Raw genomic sequence first — 14,790 nt, 5'->3', positions numbered from 1 at the left:
GAAGGAGCCGCACATGTCCCGCCTCGCCCGCCCCACCCACGGCCGCATGATCGGCGGAGTGTGCGCCGCGCTGGCCCGGCGCTTCGGCACCTCCGCGACCACGATGCGCGTGATCTTCGTCCTCTCGTGTCTGCTGCCCGGCCCGCAGTTCCTGCTCTACATAGCCCTGTGGATCCTGTTCCCCTCCGAGGAGTCGCAGGGATCGCACACATCGCACACATCGCACAATTCACAGGGGTCGCAGGACAAGGCGCGCACGGCCTGGTGAGTCACGCTCACGACTCGGTGAGTCCCGCTCACGCGAACGCCGTCGGGGCGCGCCCGGAGACTCCGGATGCGCCCCGACGGCGTTGTGGCCGGGGGAGGCTCAGCCGAGCGGGATCCCGTTGATCGGCAGACCGTGCGTGGGCAGGCCCTGCAGCGGCAGTCCGCCGAGCAGACCGGCGACCGGCTTGGTCGGGCCCTCGGCGAGCGCCTTCTCGGCGATCGGCTGCACGGCGGCCAGGCTGGTGGTGAGGGCCGGCTGCGCCTGCGTCACCGCCTCGGCGGCACCGGGCAGCGCCTGGGCGACGTTCTCCGCCGGCAGCGTCTTGGTGACCCCGTCCAGGGCCTGCGTGGCGTCCGGGACGGCCGGGGCGGCGTTGGCGGCGCCCGCACCGACGGCGGCGATGGCGGCACCGAGGGCGGCGACGCCGAGGGTCTTGGCAGCAGACTGCTTCATGATGAATGCGTCCTCGAATGGGGTACGGGAACCGATCGGTCCACGACCGTAAACACGAAATGGGCCCCGCCGCAAACATCGAAATACGGACGGATGGTGAACACCCGCCCGCATTACCCGCCCCGGAAATCGCCTCGCTCAACCCTCCTCGACCACAGAACCGCTGGTGGAGGCGGTCTGCTGGAACAGCCATTCGGACTTCAGCTCGGCATAACCGGGCTTGACGACGTCATTGATCATGGCAAGTCGTTCATCGAAAGGAATGAATGCTGACTTCATAGCATTGACCGAGAACCATTGCAGATCGTCGAGCGTATAACCGAACGCGTCGACAAGGTGCTCGAATTCCCGGCTCATACCGGTGCCGGACATCAGCCGGTTGTCGGTGTTGACCGTGGCCCGGAAGTGGAGGCGGCGCAGCAGTCCGATCGGGTGCTCGGCGTAGGAGGCGGCGGCGCCGGTCTGGAGGTTGGAGGAGGGGCACAGCTCCAGCGGGATGCGCTTGTCGCGGACGTAGGAGGCGAGCCGGCCGAGCTTCACGGAGCCGTCGGCGGCGACCTCGATGTCGTCGATGATGCGCACCCCGTGCCCGAGCCGGTCGGCACCGCACCACTGCAACGCCTGCCAGATGGACGGCAGCCCGAAGGCTTCGCCGGCGTGGATGGTGAAGTGGTTGTTCTCGCGCTTGAGGTACTCGAAGGCGTCGAGGTGCCGGGTGGGCGGGAAGCCGGCCTCGGCGCCGGCGATGTCGAAGCCGACGACGCCCAGGTCCCGGTAGCGGTTGGCGAGTTCGGCGATCTCCAGGGAGCGGGCCGCGTGCCGCATGGCGGTGAGCAGGGCGCCGACGCGGATGCGCCGGCCGTTCTCACGGGCCGTCCGCTCGCCTTCCCGGAAGCCCTCGTTGACGGCCTCGACGACCTGCTCGAGGGTGAGTCCGCCGTCGAGGTGCTGCTCGGGGGCGTAGCGCACCTCGGCGTATACGACCCCGTCCTCGGCGAGGTCCTCGGCGCACTCGCGGGCGACCCGTACGAGCGCGTCGCGGGTCTGCATCACGCCGACGGTGTGGGAGAAGGTCTCCAAGTACCGTTCCAGGGAACCGGAGTCGGCGGCCTCGCGGAACCAGATGCCGAGCTTGTCGGGGTCCGTCTCCGGGAGTTGGGCGTACCCGGTGTCCCTGGCGAGGTCGACGATGGTGCCGGGGCGCAGCCCGCCGTCGAGGTGGTCGTGCAGCAGCACCTTGGGCGCCCGTCGGATCTGGTCCGGATTCGGGGTGATCCCTGCCTGATTGCTCTGGCTCGTCATTTCCGCACTCTAACTCCTACGCGCGTAGATCACCGGTCGCGCAACTCCGTCGATACGCAACGGTGACCGCACCGACGAGTGGAGTACACCAGCGCTTCTGACACTGTTCTGCCATGGCACACCAAGCGACGCCGGTACGGACGGCCCGGCTGGGGCGGGCACTGGGCCCCGAACCGACGGCGGTGAGCGCAGTGGTGCTGCTGCTCCCCGACGGCGAGGAGGTCTCCGGCCGCAGACCCTCTCCCATGTGGGCGACGGCCTCTGTGCGCGGCCTCGGACGAAGACTCGTGCGCGCCGGTCGCGAGGAGGGTCTGACGGCCCATGTGGTGCACTATCGCCGGCGCGGCTGGAACGGCAGCGAGGCACATCTCGCCGCCGACGCCGTCTGGGCCGCAGACGAGGTCGTCCGGCGCTACGGCGACGTCCCCGTGTGCCTCGCGGGCCTCGGCATGGGCGGCCGGGCGGCCCTGCGCGCCGGCGGCCACGAGGCGGTCAACTCCGTTCTGGCGATCGCGCCTTGGCTGCCGGAGGAGGACGTCGCGGCGCCCCCCGAACCGGTGAGGCAGCTGGCGGGCCGCCGCGTGATGATGGTCCACGGCACCCGTGACGAACGCAGCGACCCGGGCCTGTCCTTCCGCCTCGCCGTACGCGCGAAGAAGGCCAACCGGGATGTCTGCCGCTTCGAAGTGCACGCCGACGGCCACGGGTTGCACCAGTACCGCGACGAAGTCCTCGCCCTGGCCGAGGACTTCGTGACGGGCGCGCTGTTCGGGCACGGCTTCTCCCGCCCGGTGACGGACGCCTTCGCGGCACCGCCCCCGCTGGGCCTGCGGATGCCGTTGGCTGCGGGCTTCGGCAAGTCGTTGCGGAGGTAGGGTCGCCGGGCTCAGTGACACTCTCCGCTGCCGCTGAGGCAGGGCGAGTACCCGGGGCCCGGCCGCACCGGATCCGGATGGGCGCGGTCGTAGTCGTGCTGCGAGGAGACGAGCACCACGAGGATCAGCCCGGCGGCGAGCAGTTGCAGTGCCGCGGTCCACCGCGCACGGGCCAGCACCGCGAGCACCGCGAGCACGACCACGGCGCAGAGGGAGACCTCGGTCCAGCCGAGGTCCGCGCGCAGCGCCGCGTCGAGCTCCCGCCGCGTCGCGTCCGGATCCCGGTCCGCCCTGCCCCAGAGCCCCCTGAGGAACACCCCGGCCTCGACCACGAACAACGCGAGCCCGTAGGCGAGGTCCGACCCGACCGGAATCCGCCCGGTAAGCGCGTACGACATGCCCTCACCCTGCCGCGCGTCCCACCGACCGCACCTGAGTACGCATACTCAGGTGCGGTCCCTCGATGGATGGCCGTAGCGTCCGCCCATGGACTGGAGCAGCTGGCACGATCAGTACGACGTGGCCGACTCGTGGCCGGCCCGACGGCTGCGGACGGTTCAGGCGCAGGTGCACGCCGCCCTGTCCGAGGCCCCGGCCGGAGGGTTGAAGGTGATCAGCCTCTGTGCCGGGGAGGGCCGCGATCTCCTGGAGGTGCTGGCCGGACACCCCCGCCGCGACGATGTGCGAGCGAGGCTGGTCGAACTGGACCCGCGCAACACGGCGGCCGCCGCGGAGAGTGCCGGCCGGGCAGGCCTGACGCAGGTCGAGGTGGTGACCGGCGACGCCTCCCTCGTCGACCACTACGCGGACCTGGTCCCCGCGGATCTCGTCCTCGTCTGCGGCGTCTTCGGCAACATCACCGACGCCGACATCGAGCACACCATCGCCGTCTGTGACCAGCTGTGCGGGACGGGCGGCACCGTCATCTGGACCCGGCATCGCGCCGCGCCCGACCGGGTGCCGCTGATCTGCGAATGGTTCGAGGCGCATGGCTTCGCACCGCGGTGGCTGTCGGCGCCGGACGCGGGTTTCGGCGTCGGTGTGCATCGGTTCACCGGCACTCCTCGGCCCCTGCGCCGCGGCACCCGCCTGTTCGAGTTCGTCGGCTACGACGTGCTGCGCGAGGCCGCCGCGACGGCAGCGGAATCCGCCCGCACCGCCGAGCCGCCCAGGGTCTAGGTGGGCAGCAGGTTTCCCCGCTTCGACAGCAGGAACTTCTTGAAGGCCGCCACCGGTGGGGTGTCCGGGTGGCCGTCCAGCCAGGCGACGCCGATCTCCCGTACCGCGCGTGGAGCCGTGACCGTCAGTTCCACGACGCCCGGCCGGGGGACGGCGGGCGGTGGCAGCAGGGCGACCCCCAGGCCCGCCGCCACCAGTCCCCGCAGGGTCTCCGCCTCCTCCCCCTCGAAGGCGACACGGGGGCGGAAGCCGGCCTCCTTGCACAGGTCGTCGGTGATGCGGCGCAGGCCGTAGCCGGTTTCGAGGGTCACGAAGGTCTCGTCGGCGGCCTCGGCGAGACGGACCCGGCGGCGGGCGGCGAGACGGTGGTCGGCGGGCACGACCAGGCGGAGCTTCTGTTCGTCGAGGCGGCGGGCGACCAGGTCGGGGGCGTCCGGGACCGGGGAGGTCAGACAGAAGTCGAGCTCCCCGGCGCGCAGGCCTTCGAGCATCGCCTCGCCGTAGTTCTGGACGAGGCTGAAGCGGACCCGGGGGTGGTCGGCGCGGAAGGCGTGGATCAGGCCGGGGACGGTCTCGGCGCCCATGGTGTGCAGAAAGCCGAAGGCGACCTTGCCGGTGCCCGCGTCGGCGTCCCCGCGGACCGCGTCGGCGGCCTTCCCGATCTCCGCGAGGGCGCGTTCGACCGAGGCGAGGAAGGTGCGTCCCGCGGGGGTGAGGGAGACCGTACGGCCGCGGCGGGCGAACAGGTCGACGCCCAGGTCCTGCTCCAGGCGGACGATCGCCCGGGAGAGGGTCGACTGGGGGACGTTCATCTCCTGGGCGGCCCGTGTCACGTGCTCGGTGCGGGCGACCCCGGCGAAGTACGCGAGCCGGGGCGCCAGCGACAGCACCATGTCTTCTGTGTCACTGGACGGTGACAGCTGAACCCCTGACCTCTGCTGATGCGCCATGGGAACGATTATGGCCAGTTCATGCATTGGACGGATGATCGGGGGCGTACGTAGTTTCGAGGCATGTCTCCCGCCAGTACCGGGGCGTCCACGCTCGTGGGCGCCGCACGCTCCGTCCCCGTCTCCGACTCCGACTCCCGTATGGCCCCCGGCGGCCCCGGCTACCGCCGGATGAGCTTCGCGCTCTTCCTGGCCGGTGTGGCGACCTTCGCCCTGCTGTACTCCACGCAGGCGCTGCTGCCACTGATCTCCGGGGACTTCGGCGTCGCGGCGAGCGAGGCGAGCTGGACCGTCGCGGCGGCCACCGGCGCACTGGCCCTGTTCGTCCTGCCGATGAGCGCCCTCTCCGAGCGCTACGGCCGCCGTACGGTGATGACGGCGTCGCTGGCGGTCGCGGTGTCCGTCGGGATGCTGGTCCCCTTCGCGCCGTCGCTGGGCGCGCTGGTGGTGCTGCGGGCGGTGCAGGGCGCGGCTCTGGCCGGCCTGCCGGCCTCGGCGACCGCGTACCTCGCGGAGGAGGTCCGGCCGAAGGCGCTCGTCACGGCGATCGGTCTGTTCGTGGCGGGCAACAGCGTCGGCGGGATGAGCGGCCGGGTCATCACCGGCTGGGTCGCGCAGGAGTGGGGCTGGCGGGTCGCGGTCGGTGTGATCGGCGCCCTCGCGGTGGCCTGCGCGGTCGCCTTCCGGGCCCTGCTGCCCGCCCCGAAGCACTTCACGCCGGGCTCCCTGCGGCCCCGCGTCCTGGTCGGCACGGTCCGCGACCACCTCGGCAACCCGCTGCTGCGCCGCCTCTACGCGATCGGCGCGCTGTTCATGACCGTCTTCGGCGGCGTGTACACGGTGATCGGCTACCGGCTGACGGAGGCGCCCTTCTCGCTCCCGCAGGGCATCGTCGGCTCGGTGTTCCTGGTGTACCTGGTCGGCACGGTCTCGGCGTCGACGGCGGGCCGCCTGGTCGGCCGTCTGGGCCGGCGCGGGGCCCTGTACCTGGCGGGCGGTACGACGGCCGCGGGCCTGCTGCTGTCCCTCGCCGGCTCCCTGGTCCTGGTCCTGCTGGGCCTGGTCCTGATCACGGCGGGCTTCTTCGCGGGGCACGCGGTGGCGTCCTCGGCGGTCAGCAGGACGGCGACCACGGGCCGCGCCCAGGCCTCCGCGCTCTACCAGTCCGCGTACTACGTCGGCTCCAGCGTGGGTTCGACGGTCGGCGCGATCGCCTTCCACGCGGGCGGCTGGGCCGGCACGGTCGGGGTCGGGGTGCTGGCGGTGCTGGGCGTCGTGACGATCACCCTCCTCGGAACGCGGGCGGCGCGCCGCGAGGCGCTGGTCACGGCCTGATCCGTCCTCCCCCAGGGCCGTTGTCAGTGGTCGCGGATAGCCTCCACGGCTACTGACGGTCCTGTGCGGGAGGTTTGTTCATGGAGTTCCGGGTCGACCGGTCCGATCTCGTCGAGGCGGTCGGCGGGGCGGCGCGAGCCCTGCCCGCCCGCACGCCCGTACCGGTACTGGGCGGGCTGCTCCTGGAGGCGGCCACGGACCGGCTGAGCGTGTCCGGGTTCGACTTCGAGACGGCCGCGCGTGTCGAGACGGACGCCGAGGTCGCGGCCGACGGGCGGGTGCTCGTCCCGGGGCGGCGGCTCCTCGACATCTGCAAGGTACTGCCGGACGGCCCGGTGAGCTGCGCGCTGGACGGTACCCGGTTCACGGTCGAGGCGGGCGGCACGAGCTTCGGCCTGTCGACCCTGCCCCGCGAGGAGTACCCGAGCCCGCCCGTTCCGCCGTCGGCGTACGGCACCGTGGACGCGGCGGTGTTCGCGTCCGCCGTCGGCCAGGTCGCGGTGGCGGCGGGCCGGGACGACACGCTGCCCGTGCTGACGGGCGTCCAACTCCGCCTGGACGGCGAGGAGATGACCCTGTCGGCGTCGGACCGCTACCGGTACGCGGTACGGCGGCTGGAGTGGAAACCGGCGCCGGACGCGACCGAGGACGCGATGGAGGCGGCCACAGGCACCGGTCAGGCGGCCACAGGCACCGGCGCCGGGCAGGCAGGCGCGGGCGCGGTGGAGGCGCTCCTACCGGCTCGGCGGCTGCTGGAGGTCGCGCGGTCGCTGGCGCGGTGCGGGACGGTACGCATCGGCCTGGACGGGACGTCGGCGGGCGGGCGGCTCGGCCCGGTCGGCTTCGAGGGCGGGCGGATGCGGACGGTCCTGCGCCGCCTGGACGGACGACTGCCGGCGTACGGCTCGCTGTTCGACGTGGCGGGGGCCGCGGTCGCGGAGGTGGAGTGCGGGGCGCTGGCGGAGGCGGTGCGGCGGGTCGCGGTGGTGGCGGAGGCCAACAGTCCGGTACGGCTGGAATTCGCGTCCGACTCCGTCCTGCTGCGGGCCGGATACGGCGACGACGTGGCGGCCCAGCGGCTGCCCGCCGCGCTGACCGGCGCCGAGGAGGTCACGGTCGCCTTCAACCCGGCGTACCTGCTGGACGCGCTGGCCTCCTTCGAGGCGGCACGGCTGCGGCTGGAGCTGCTGGGGACGGGCCAGCGGGCGCTGCTGAGCGACGCGGACGGCCGTCCGGACGCGCACCGGCATCTGCTGATGTCCGTGAAGCAGTTGGTCTGACCTGGGCCTTTGCCAACTCGGCAGGCCATTGTCAGTGGGCTGCGGTAGCTTCCGAAGTGCTGGGGCGCAAAGGCGCGTGACAGGACGGCCACAGGGGTGGGTGGACCACGATGAGCGACGGTACGGCAGGCACGACGACGATCGACGGCCTCGACGTCAGGCTGGAGAAACACCGGGTCGAGCTGACCGGTTACTGCTATCGGATGCTCGGCTCCTCCTTCGAGGCCGAGGACGCGGTACAGGACACCCTCGTCCGGGCCTGGCGCAGCTACGACAAGTTCGAGGGCCGTTCCAGCCTGCGCTCATGGCTGTACCGGATCGCGACGAACGTCTGCCTGGACATGCTGACGGCGGGCAACAAGCGGGCGAGGCCGATGGACCTCTCCGAGTCGACGCCTCTCGCCCAGGCGGCTCTCTCCCCCCGCCCCGAGAACACCTGGCTGGAGCCGATGCCCGACACACGCGTACTGCCGGCGGTCCAGGACCCGGCGGAGGCCGCGGTCGCCAAGGAGTCGGTGCGGCTGGCGTTCATGGCGGCGCTCCAGCAGCTCCCGCCGAAGCAGCGGTCGGTGCTGATCCTGCGGGAGGTGCTGGCGTGGAAGGCGAGCGAGGTGGCCGAGCTGCTCGACACCTCGGTCGCCTCGGTCAACAGCGCGCTGCAGCGGGCACGGGCGACGCTGGCCGAGAGGGCGCAGGCGGGCGCCGACGCGGAGGTCTCCGCCCCCTTGGACGCGGAACAGCAGAAGCTCCTCGAACGCTATGTGGCGGCCTTCGAGGGCTACGACATGACGGCGCTGACGGCCCTCCTCCACGAGGACGCCATCATGACGATGCCGCCGTTCGACCTGTGGCTCACCGGCCATGACGACATCACGGGCTTCATGACGACGATCGGCGCGGCCTGCGAGGGCTCCCGCCTGCTCCCGGTCCAGGTCAACGGCCTGCCGGGCTTCGCGCAGTACAAGCCGGACCCGGAGCGGGGCGGCTTCAGCCCCTGGGCGATCCAGGTCCTGGAGATCTCAGACGGCCGCCTCACCGGATTCCACTTCTACCTCGACACCGAGCGCTGGTTCCCCCTCTTCGGCGTCCCCCTCCATCTCGACGGGGAGCCCGACGAGGTGGAGCAGGGCGCGTAGGGCGGGGTCGGGGGCGCGCAGCCGGACGTGTCCCCCGGCCCGCCGTGCGGCGAGCTGGAGCCGGGCCACCAGCTCCACGACAGCCAGCCCCGGCGGCCCGACCCCACCCACATCGCACACGACCACCCCACCGCCTCTGGCCTCCAGCAAGCCCCGCACCTCGTCGGCGAGCCCCGCCACCCGGTCATGCGTGACGGGGCCGGTCAGAGTGAGCACAGGCAGTGTTTTCGGGTCCACGTGCGGTAGACCCCGGCACAGAGCGCAACTCATCGGCGCCGGGCTTCCCCGGTCAGGCGATACGTTCCAGCACCACCGGGGACGCCGTGAAGGTCGTACCGGGAGCGTCGATGTCGTAGGAGCCCGTCACTGCTTCGAGCGCGTACGCGAAGCGCTCGGGGGTGTCCGTGTGCAGGGTCAGCAGGGGCTGCCCGGCCGTGAGGGTGTCCCCCGGCTTGGCGTGCATCTCCACGCCCGCGCCCGCCTGCACCGGGTCCTCCTTGCGGGCGCGGCCCGCACCCAGGCGCCAGGCGGCGATGCCGATGTCGTAGGCGTCGAGGCGGGTCAGGACGCCGGAGGCCGGGGCCGTCACCACGTGCTGTTCACGAGCCGTGGGCAGGGACGCGTCCGGGTCGCCGCCCTGAGCCGCGATCATGCGGCGCCAGACGTCCATCGCGGAGCCGTCGGCCAGGGCCTTCGCCGGGTCGGCGTCCTTCACACCGGCCGCGTCGAGCATCTCGCGGGCCAGGGCGATGGTGAGCTCGACGACGTCCTTCGGGCCGCCGCCCGCCAGGACCTCCACCGATTCGCGGACCTCCAGCGCGTTGCCGGCGGTGAGACCGAGCGGGGTGCTCATGTCCGTCAGCAGCGCGACCGTGTTCACTCCGTGGTCCGAGCCGAGGCCCACCATCGTGGAGGCCAGTTCGCGGGCGTCCTCGATCGTCTTCATGAAGGCGCCGGTGCCGACCTTCACATCCAGGACCAGCGAGCCCGTGCCCTCGGCGATCTTCTTCGACATGATCGAGGAGGCGATGAGCGGGATCGCCTCGACCGTGCCCGTGACGTCACGCAGGGCGTACAGCTTCTTGTCGGCGGGGGCCAGGCCGTCGCCCGCCGCGCAGATCACCGCGCCCGTCCCGTCCAGTACGGCGAGCATCTCCTCGTTCGACAGCAGCGCGCGCCAGCCGGGGATCGACTCCAGCTTGTCCAGGGTGCCGCCGGTGTGGCCGAGGCCGCGGCCGGAGAGCTGCGGGACGGCGGCGCCGCAGGCCGCGACCAGCGGGGCCAGCGGAAGGGTGATCTTGTCGCCGACGCCGCCCGTGGAGTGCTTGTCGGCGGTCGGGCGGGACAGTGACGAGAAGTCCATGCGCTCGCCGGAGGCGATCATCGCCGCCGTCCAGCGGGCGATCTCGCGGCGGTTCATGCCGTTGAGCAGGATCGCCATGTTGAGGGCGGCCATCTGGTAGTCGGCCACCTCTCCGCGGGTGTACGCGTCGATGACCCAGTCGATCTGCTCGTCGCTGAGCTCACCGCGGTCCCGCTTGGTGCGGATGACGGAGATCGCGTCCATGGCCATGGGGTTCCTTACCTACTCGACCTGCTTGAACTACGTGACTTACTTGGTGAGGTGGTCCGGACCGAAGGCCTGCGGGAGCATCTCCGACAACGGGAGGATGCCCGCCGGCGTCTCCAGCAGGAGGGCCGGGCCGCCGAACTCGTAGAGCAGCTGGCGGCAGCGGCCGCACGGGACGAGGATCTCGCCGCGGCCGTCCACGCAGGTGAAGTGCGTGAGCCGGCCGCCGCCGGTGTTCTGGAGTTCGGAGACCAGTCCGCACTCGGCGCACAGGCCGAGCCCGTAGGAGGCGTTCTCGACGTTGCAGCCCGAGACGATCCGGCCGTCGTCGACGAGGGCCGCCACGCCGACCGGGTAGCCGGAGTACGGGGCGTACGCCCGGGACATGGCGTCCCGGGCGACCGCACGCAGCTTCTCCCAGTCGACCGGGCCGGCCGGCGCGGCGGCGGGGGTCATTTGCCCTGGCCCTTCCGGTACCGCATGCCGTCGGCCTTCGGCATCCGCAGGCGCTGCGCGGACAGCGACAGCACGAGCAGCGTGACGACGTACGGGGTGGCGCCCACGAAGTCGTTGGGCACCTCGTCGGTGAACAGGTACCAGAGCAGGACGAGCGCGCCGACGAAGAGGCTGATGCCGCCCTGCCAGTGCGCCTTGCGGTACAGCTTCCACCCGCCGAGCAGCGCGAGCAGGACGACCAGCACGAGCAGCAGCGCGTGCACGGTCTCGCCGCCGTTGCGCAGTTGCAGCGCGTCGGAGTAGCCGAACAGGCCGGCGCCCATCGCCAGTCCGCCGGGCCGCCAGTTGCCGAAGATCATGGCCGCGAGGCCGATGTAGCCGCGCCCGCCGGTCTGGTTCTCCAGGTAGGTGTGCGAGGTGACCAGCGCGAGGAAGGCGCCGGCGAGGCCGGCCAGACCGCCGGAGACGGCCACGGCCGCGTACTTGTACTTGTAGACGTTGACGCCGAGCGACTCCGCGGCGACCGGGTTCTCACCGCAGGAGCGCAGCCGCAGACCGAACGGGGTGCGCCACAGCAGCCACCAGCTGCCGACGAAGAGCAGGACGGCGAAGAGCGTCACCACGGACAGGTCGGTGACCAGGCCGCCGAGGATGCCGGCGAGGTCGGAGATCAGGAACCAGTGGTGGTTCTCGAGGGACTTGAGGGCGTCGGAGAGACCGGGCACGTCGATGTTGGGCAGCGAGTCCACGGGCGGGGACTGCTTGGGGTTGCCGCCCGCGTCCGCCGCGTCGCCCTCCGAGAAGAAGATCTTGGCGAGGTACTGGGTGATGCCGAGCGCGAGCAGGTTGACGGCGACACCGGAGACGATGTGGTCGACGCCGAAGGTGATGGTCGCGACGGCGTGCACCAGACCGCCGAGGACACCGAAGCCGATACCGCACAGCAGGCCGAGCCAGGGGTTGGACTGCCAGCCGATCCAGCCGGCGCCGAAGGTGCCGAGGATCATCATGCCCTCGAGGCCGATGTTGACCACACCGGACCGCTCGGACCACAGGCCGGCCAGACCCGCGAGGCCGATGGGCACGGCCAGGCCGAGGGCGGCGGAGACCTGGCCCTCGGAGGTGAGCTGGTCGGAGCCCGTGATGACACGGACCGCGGCGACGAGCAGCAGCGCGCCCGCGACGATCATGAGGATCTGGCCGAGCGGGCGGCCCGACCGCGTGCCTTCGGTGTCCGCCTTGGGAGCCGCGGGGGGCGGCGTGTCGGTCATCGTGGCAGTCATCACGCCACCTCCTGCTTCTGGGTCGCGGCGGCCTGGGCGGCGAGCTCGGCGCCGACCCGCTGCTGCTGGCGCTTGAGGCCGTAGCGGCGGACGAGCTCGTAGGCGATGACGACGCACAGGACGATGACGCCCTGGATGACGCCGAGGATCTCCTTGTCGTACCCCTCGAACTCGAGGTGGTTGGTGGTGCGCTCCAGGAAGCCCCAGAGCAGTGCGCCGAGCGCGATCCCGACCGGGTTGTTGCGGCCGAGCAGGGCGATGGCGATGCCGGTGAAGCCGATGCCCGACGGGAAGTCGTTGCTGAACTGGTGGCTGTCGTTGAGCAGGGTCGGCATGCCGATCAGACCGGCCACCGCACCCGAGATGACCATGCTGGTGGCGATCATCTTCTTGACGGAGACACCGCTCGCGGCTGCGGCGCTCTCGGACTGGCCGACGGTGCGCAGGTCGAAGCCGAACCTGGTGCGGCCGAGCACGAACCAGTACGCGACGCCGACGAGCACGGCGATGACGATGAAGCCCCACAGCACGCCGGCCGCGCCGGTGTCGATCTGGAAGAAGTACGAGGACTTCGGCAGCGGTGTGGTGGAGATGACGGTGCCGCCGGCCTGCAACTCGGCGAGCTTGCCCGGCTGCAGCAGGTAGGCGATGACCGCGGTCGCGATCGAGTTCAGCATGATCGTCGAGATGACCTCGCTGACGCCGCGGGTCACCTTGAGGACGCCCGCGATGGCCGCCCACAGGGCACCGGTCGCCATGGCGCACAGGATGATCAGCGGGATGGCGATCCAGCCGGGCACGGTCAGCGCGCCGCCGAGGACGGCGGCGAAGAACGCGGCGATCCGGTACTGGCCGTCGACGCCGATGTTGAACAGGTTCATCCGGAAGCCGATGGCCACCGAGACGCCCGCCAGGTAGTACGTCGTCGCCTTGTTCAGGATGTAGACCTGGCTGTCGCTGGCGCTGCCGTAGGTCACCATGTCGCTGAAGGCCGCGCCCGGGTTCTTGCCGGTGGCGAGGATGACCAGGGCGGTGACGACGAGCGCGGCGACGATCGCCAGCAGCGGCGCGGCGATGCCGAGGAGCAGCCGCTCCTTGTCGATGCGTGGGGTCAGCTTCTTCATCGGGCGTCGTCCTCTGTGGTCTCCGGGCCGGAGGCCTCTGTGTGCTCCAGGTGGCCGGTGGCCGCACCCGTCATGGCGGAGCCCAGCTCCTCGGGGGTGATCGTGGCGGGGTCGGCGTCGGCGACCAGGCGGCCGCGGTACATCACCCGCAGGGTGTCGGAGAGCCCGATGAGCTCGTCCAGGTCGGCGGAGATCAGCAGCACGGCCAGGCCCTCGCGGCGGGCCTCGCGGATGTGGTCCCAGATCGCGGCCTGCGCGCCGACGTCCACACCGCGGGTGGGGTGGGCGGCGATGAGCAGCTTGGGCGCGTGGCTCATCTCGCGGCCCACGATCAGCTTCTGCTGGTTGCCGCCGGACAGCGAGGCGGCGGTCACGTCGATGCCGGGCGTACGGACGTCGTAGGCGCCGATGATGCGCTCGGTGTCGGTGCGGGCGGCCTTGATGTCGAGCAGCTGGCCGCGGGAGTTGGGCCTCTCGGTGACGTGGCCGAGGATGCGGTTCTCCCACAGCGGGGCCTCGAGGAGCAGGCCGTGGCGGTGGCGGTCCTCGGGGATGTAGCCAACGCCGGCCTCGCGGCGGCGGCGGGTGGGGGCGTGCGAGATGTCGGTGCCGTCGAGGGTGATGGCGCCGGCGTCGGGGTGACGTATGCCCATGATCGCCTCGACCAGCTCGGACTGGCCGTTGCCCTCCACGCCGGCGATGCCGAGGACCTCGCCCTTGTGGATGGTGAGGGAGATCGCGTCGAGGATGATCCGCTCGACGCCGTCGAGGTCGGTCTGGGTCAGGTGCAGCTTGTCCACCTGGAGCAGCGGCACGTCGGTGACCGTGGACTCCTCGGTCTCCGGCGTGGGCAGTTCGCTGCCGACCATCAGCTCGGCGAGCTGCTTGGGGGTGGTGCCCGCGGGCTCGACCGTGCCGACGGTGGTGCCGCGCCGGATGACGGTGATCTCGTCGGCGACGGAGAGGACCTCGCCCAGCTTGTGGGAGATGAAGATGACGGTGAGCCCCTCGGCCTTCAGCTCGCGCAGGTTGTCGAAGAGGGCGTCGACCTCCTGGGGCACGAGGACGGCGGTGGGCTCGTCGAGGATGAGGGTCTTGGCGCCTCGGTAGAGGACCTTGAGGATCTCCACCCGCTGCCGGTCGGCGACGCCGAGCTCCTCCAGGAGGACGTCGGGCCGGATGTTCAGCCCGTACGCGTCGGAGATCTCCTTGATCTTCGTACGGGCCTTGGCGCCGATGCCGTACAGCTTCTCCGCGCCGAGGACCACGTTCTCGAGGACGGTGAGGTTGTCGGCGAGCATGAAGTGCTGGTGCACCATGCCGATGCCGCGGGCGATGGCGTCGGCGGGGTTGTGGAAGGTGACCCGCTCACCGTTCACCGTGATGGTGCCCTCGTCCGGCTGCTGCATGCCGTAGAGGATCTTCATCAGGGTGGACTTGCCGGCGCCGTTCTCACCACAGAGAGCGTGGACGGTACCCGTACGGACCGTGATGTCGATGTCACGGTTGGCGACGACGCCGGGGAATCGCTTGGTGATGCCGCGCAGTTCGACGGCAGCGGGAGGGCTGGACGCGTTGA

16 protein-coding genes are annotated in these 14,790 nt (G+C 71.4%); 6 read left to right on the top strand and 10 right to left on the bottom strand.

The features are described 5' to 3' along the window. Positions 1-13: 13 nt before the first annotated feature. Positions 14-268 carry a PspC domain-containing protein gene (locus ACFPIH_RS09460; protein WP_381165560.1) on the top strand — a complete coding sequence of 85 codons (255 nt, stop codon included), beginning with the start codon at positions 14-16 and terminating at the stop codon, positions 266-268. Between the two features lie 99 nt (positions 269-367). Here the strand turns inward: ACFPIH_RS09460 and ACFPIH_RS09455 are convergent, their stop codons facing one another. Both ACFPIH_RS09455 and ACFPIH_RS09450 read right to left on the bottom strand, forming a co-directional pair. Beyond that, the gene (locus ACFPIH_RS09455) at positions 368-721 is read right to left on the bottom strand and encodes an ATP-binding protein (protein ID WP_381165562.1); all 354 of its coding nucleotides are present in this window, start codon (positions 719-721) and stop codon (positions 368-370) included. Positions 722-859: 138 nt separating this feature from the next. Then, positions 860-2,023, bottom strand: a complete 1,164-nt coding sequence (locus tag ACFPIH_RS09450) for an adenosine deaminase (protein ID WP_381165564.1) — start codon at positions 2,021-2,023, stop codon at positions 860-862. Between the two features lie 113 nt (positions 2,024-2,136). Between ACFPIH_RS09450 and ACFPIH_RS09445 the strand changes: the two genes are divergently transcribed. After that, the gene (locus ACFPIH_RS09445; protein WP_381165566.1) at positions 2,137-2,898 is read left to right on the top strand and encodes an alpha/beta hydrolase; all 762 of its coding nucleotides are present in this window, start codon (positions 2,137-2,139) and stop codon (positions 2,896-2,898) included. Positions 2,899-2,909: 11 nt separating this feature from the next. Here the strand turns inward: ACFPIH_RS09445 and ACFPIH_RS09440 are convergent, their stop codons facing one another. Continuing rightward, positions 2,910-3,296, bottom strand: a complete 387-nt coding sequence (locus tag ACFPIH_RS09440; RefSeq protein WP_381165567.1) for a DUF6234 family protein — start codon at positions 3,294-3,296, stop codon at positions 2,910-2,912. An 88-nt stretch (positions 3,297-3,384) separates the two neighbouring features. Here ACFPIH_RS09440 and ACFPIH_RS09435 point away from each other — a divergent pair, with 88 nt between their 5' ends. Then, the gene (locus ACFPIH_RS09435; protein ID WP_381165569.1) at positions 3,385-4,077 is read left to right on the top strand and encodes a class I SAM-dependent methyltransferase; all 693 of its coding nucleotides are present in this window, start codon (positions 3,385-3,387) and stop codon (positions 4,075-4,077) included. Here the strand turns inward: ACFPIH_RS09435 and ACFPIH_RS09430 are convergent. Next, entirely contained in the window at positions 4,074-5,027 is a 954-nt protein-coding gene (locus ACFPIH_RS09430; protein ID WP_381165571.1) for a LysR family transcriptional regulator, read from the bottom strand. The two genes, ACFPIH_RS09435 and ACFPIH_RS09430, sit on opposite strands and share 4 nt — an antisense overlap. Before the next feature lie 63 nt (positions 5,028-5,090). Between ACFPIH_RS09430 and ACFPIH_RS09425 the strand changes: the two genes are divergently transcribed. The 3 genes from ACFPIH_RS09425 (at position 5,091) to ACFPIH_RS09415 (ending at position 8,778) form a co-directional block, all read left to right on the top strand. After that, complete coding sequence (locus tag ACFPIH_RS09425) at positions 5,091-6,362, top strand: MFS transporter (RefSeq protein ID WP_381165573.1); 1,272 nt, start codon at positions 5,091-5,093, stop codon at positions 6,360-6,362. 80 nt (positions 6,363-6,442) lie between these two features. Next, positions 6,443-7,642 (top strand): DNA polymerase III subunit beta, encoded by a 1,200-nt coding sequence (gene dnaN / locus ACFPIH_RS09420; RefSeq protein WP_381165575.1) that lies wholly within the window; start codon positions 6,443-6,445, stop codon positions 7,640-7,642. A gap of 110 nt (positions 7,643-7,752) precedes the next feature. Next, positions 7,753-8,778, top strand: coding sequence for a sigma-70 family RNA polymerase sigma factor (locus tag ACFPIH_RS09415; protein ID WP_381165577.1), 1,026 nt, complete (start codon positions 7,753-7,755; stop codon positions 8,776-8,778). Here ACFPIH_RS09415 and ACFPIH_RS09410 read toward each other — a convergent pair. From ACFPIH_RS09410 to ACFPIH_RS09385, 6 genes are read right to left on the bottom strand one after another with little or no spacing between them, the layout of a single operon-like run. Further along, positions 8,662-9,048 (bottom strand): STAS domain-containing protein, encoded by a 387-nt coding sequence (locus ACFPIH_RS09410; protein WP_381165579.1) that lies wholly within the window; start codon positions 9,046-9,048, stop codon positions 8,662-8,664. The two genes, ACFPIH_RS09415 and ACFPIH_RS09410, sit on opposite strands and share 117 nt — an antisense overlap. 19 nt (positions 9,049-9,067) lie before the next feature. After that, positions 9,068-10,351, bottom strand: coding sequence for a thymidine phosphorylase (locus ACFPIH_RS09405; protein WP_381165581.1), 1,284 nt, complete (start codon positions 10,349-10,351; stop codon positions 9,068-9,070). 39 nt (positions 10,352-10,390) lie between these two features. Then, positions 10,391-10,804: a cytidine deaminase gene (locus tag ACFPIH_RS09400; protein WP_381165583.1), complete on the bottom strand. Its 414-nt coding sequence runs from the start codon at positions 10,802-10,804 to the stop codon at positions 10,391-10,393. Then, on the bottom strand, positions 10,801-12,087 hold the full coding sequence (locus tag ACFPIH_RS09395) for an ABC transporter permease (protein ID WP_381165584.1): 1,287 nt from the start codon (positions 12,085-12,087) through the stop codon (positions 10,801-10,803). The genes ACFPIH_RS09400 and ACFPIH_RS09395 overlap by 4 nt, the downstream gene beginning before the upstream one ends. Beyond that, the gene (locus ACFPIH_RS09390; RefSeq protein ID WP_381165586.1) at positions 12,087-13,211 is read right to left on the bottom strand and encodes an ABC transporter permease; all 1,125 of its coding nucleotides are present in this window, start codon (positions 13,209-13,211) and stop codon (positions 12,087-12,089) included. The genes ACFPIH_RS09395 and ACFPIH_RS09390 overlap by 1 nt, the downstream gene beginning before the upstream one ends. Further along, positions 13,208-14,758: an ABC transporter ATP-binding protein gene (locus ACFPIH_RS09385; RefSeq protein ID WP_381165806.1), complete on the bottom strand. Its 1,551-nt coding sequence runs from the start codon at positions 14,756-14,758 to the stop codon at positions 13,208-13,210. The genes ACFPIH_RS09390 and ACFPIH_RS09385 overlap by 4 nt, the downstream gene beginning before the upstream one ends. Positions 14,759-14,790 lie beyond the last annotated feature (32 nt).

It is taken from the genome of Streptomyces vulcanius (assembly GCF_042653945.1).
Lineage (GTDB): Bacteria > Actinomycetota > Actinomycetes > Streptomycetales > Streptomycetaceae > Streptomyces > Streptomyces mangrovi.
Note: the sequence above shows the minus strand (reverse complement) of the source record. Positions and strands in the feature narration are given on the sequence as shown.

What these genes read in the sequence shown, in the direction of transcription:
- ACFPIH_RS09460 (WP_381165560.1), top strand. Translation starts at nt 14, where the DNA reads ATGTCCCGCCTCGCCCGCCCCACCCACGGCCGCATGATCGGCGGAGTG.
- ACFPIH_RS09440 (WP_381165567.1), bottom strand. Translation starts at nt 3,296, where the DNA reads ATGTCGTACGCGCTTACCGGGCGGATTCCGGTCGGGTCGGACCTCGCC.
- ACFPIH_RS09410 (WP_381165579.1), bottom strand. Translation starts at nt 9,048, where the DNA reads ATGAGTTGCGCTCTGTGCCGGGGTCTACCGCACGTGGACCCGAAAACA.
- ACFPIH_RS09455 (WP_381165562.1), bottom strand. Translation starts at nt 721, where the DNA reads ATGAAGCAGTCTGCTGCCAAGACCCTCGGCGTCGCCGCCCTCGGTGCC.
- ACFPIH_RS09425 (WP_381165573.1), top strand. Translation starts at nt 5,091, where the DNA reads ATGTCTCCCGCCAGTACCGGGGCGTCCACGCTCGTGGGCGCCGCACGC.
- ACFPIH_RS09405 (WP_381165581.1), bottom strand. Translation starts at nt 10,351, where the DNA reads ATGGCCATGGACGCGATCTCCGTCATCCGCACCAAGCGGGACCGCGGT.
- ACFPIH_RS09435 (WP_381165569.1), top strand. Translation starts at nt 3,385, where the DNA reads ATGGACTGGAGCAGCTGGCACGATCAGTACGACGTGGCCGACTCGTGG.
- ACFPIH_RS09430 (WP_381165571.1), bottom strand. Translation starts at nt 5,027, where the DNA reads ATGGCGCATCAGCAGAGGTCAGGGGTTCAGCTGTCACCGTCCAGTGAC.
- ACFPIH_RS09445 (WP_381165566.1), top strand. Translation starts at nt 2,137, where the DNA reads ATGGCACACCAAGCGACGCCGGTACGGACGGCCCGGCTGGGGCGGGCA.
- ACFPIH_RS09450 (WP_381165564.1), bottom strand. Translation starts at nt 2,023, where the DNA reads ATGACGAGCCAGAGCAATCAGGCAGGGATCACCCCGAATCCGGACCAG.
- ACFPIH_RS09400 (WP_381165583.1), bottom strand. Translation starts at nt 10,804, where the DNA reads ATGACCCCCGCCGCCGCGCCGGCCGGCCCGGTCGACTGGGAGAAGCTG.
- dnaN (WP_381165575.1), top strand. Translation starts at nt 6,443, where the DNA reads ATGGAGTTCCGGGTCGACCGGTCCGATCTCGTCGAGGCGGTCGGCGGG.
- ACFPIH_RS09395 (WP_381165584.1), bottom strand. Translation starts at nt 12,087, where the DNA reads ATGACTGCCACGATGACCGACACGCCGCCCCCCGCGGCTCCCAAGGCG.
- ACFPIH_RS09390 (WP_381165586.1), bottom strand. Translation starts at nt 13,211, where the DNA reads ATGAAGAAGCTGACCCCACGCATCGACAAGGAGCGGCTGCTCCTCGGC.
- ACFPIH_RS09415 (WP_381165577.1), top strand. Translation starts at nt 7,753, where the DNA reads ATGAGCGACGGTACGGCAGGCACGACGACGATCGACGGCCTCGACGTC.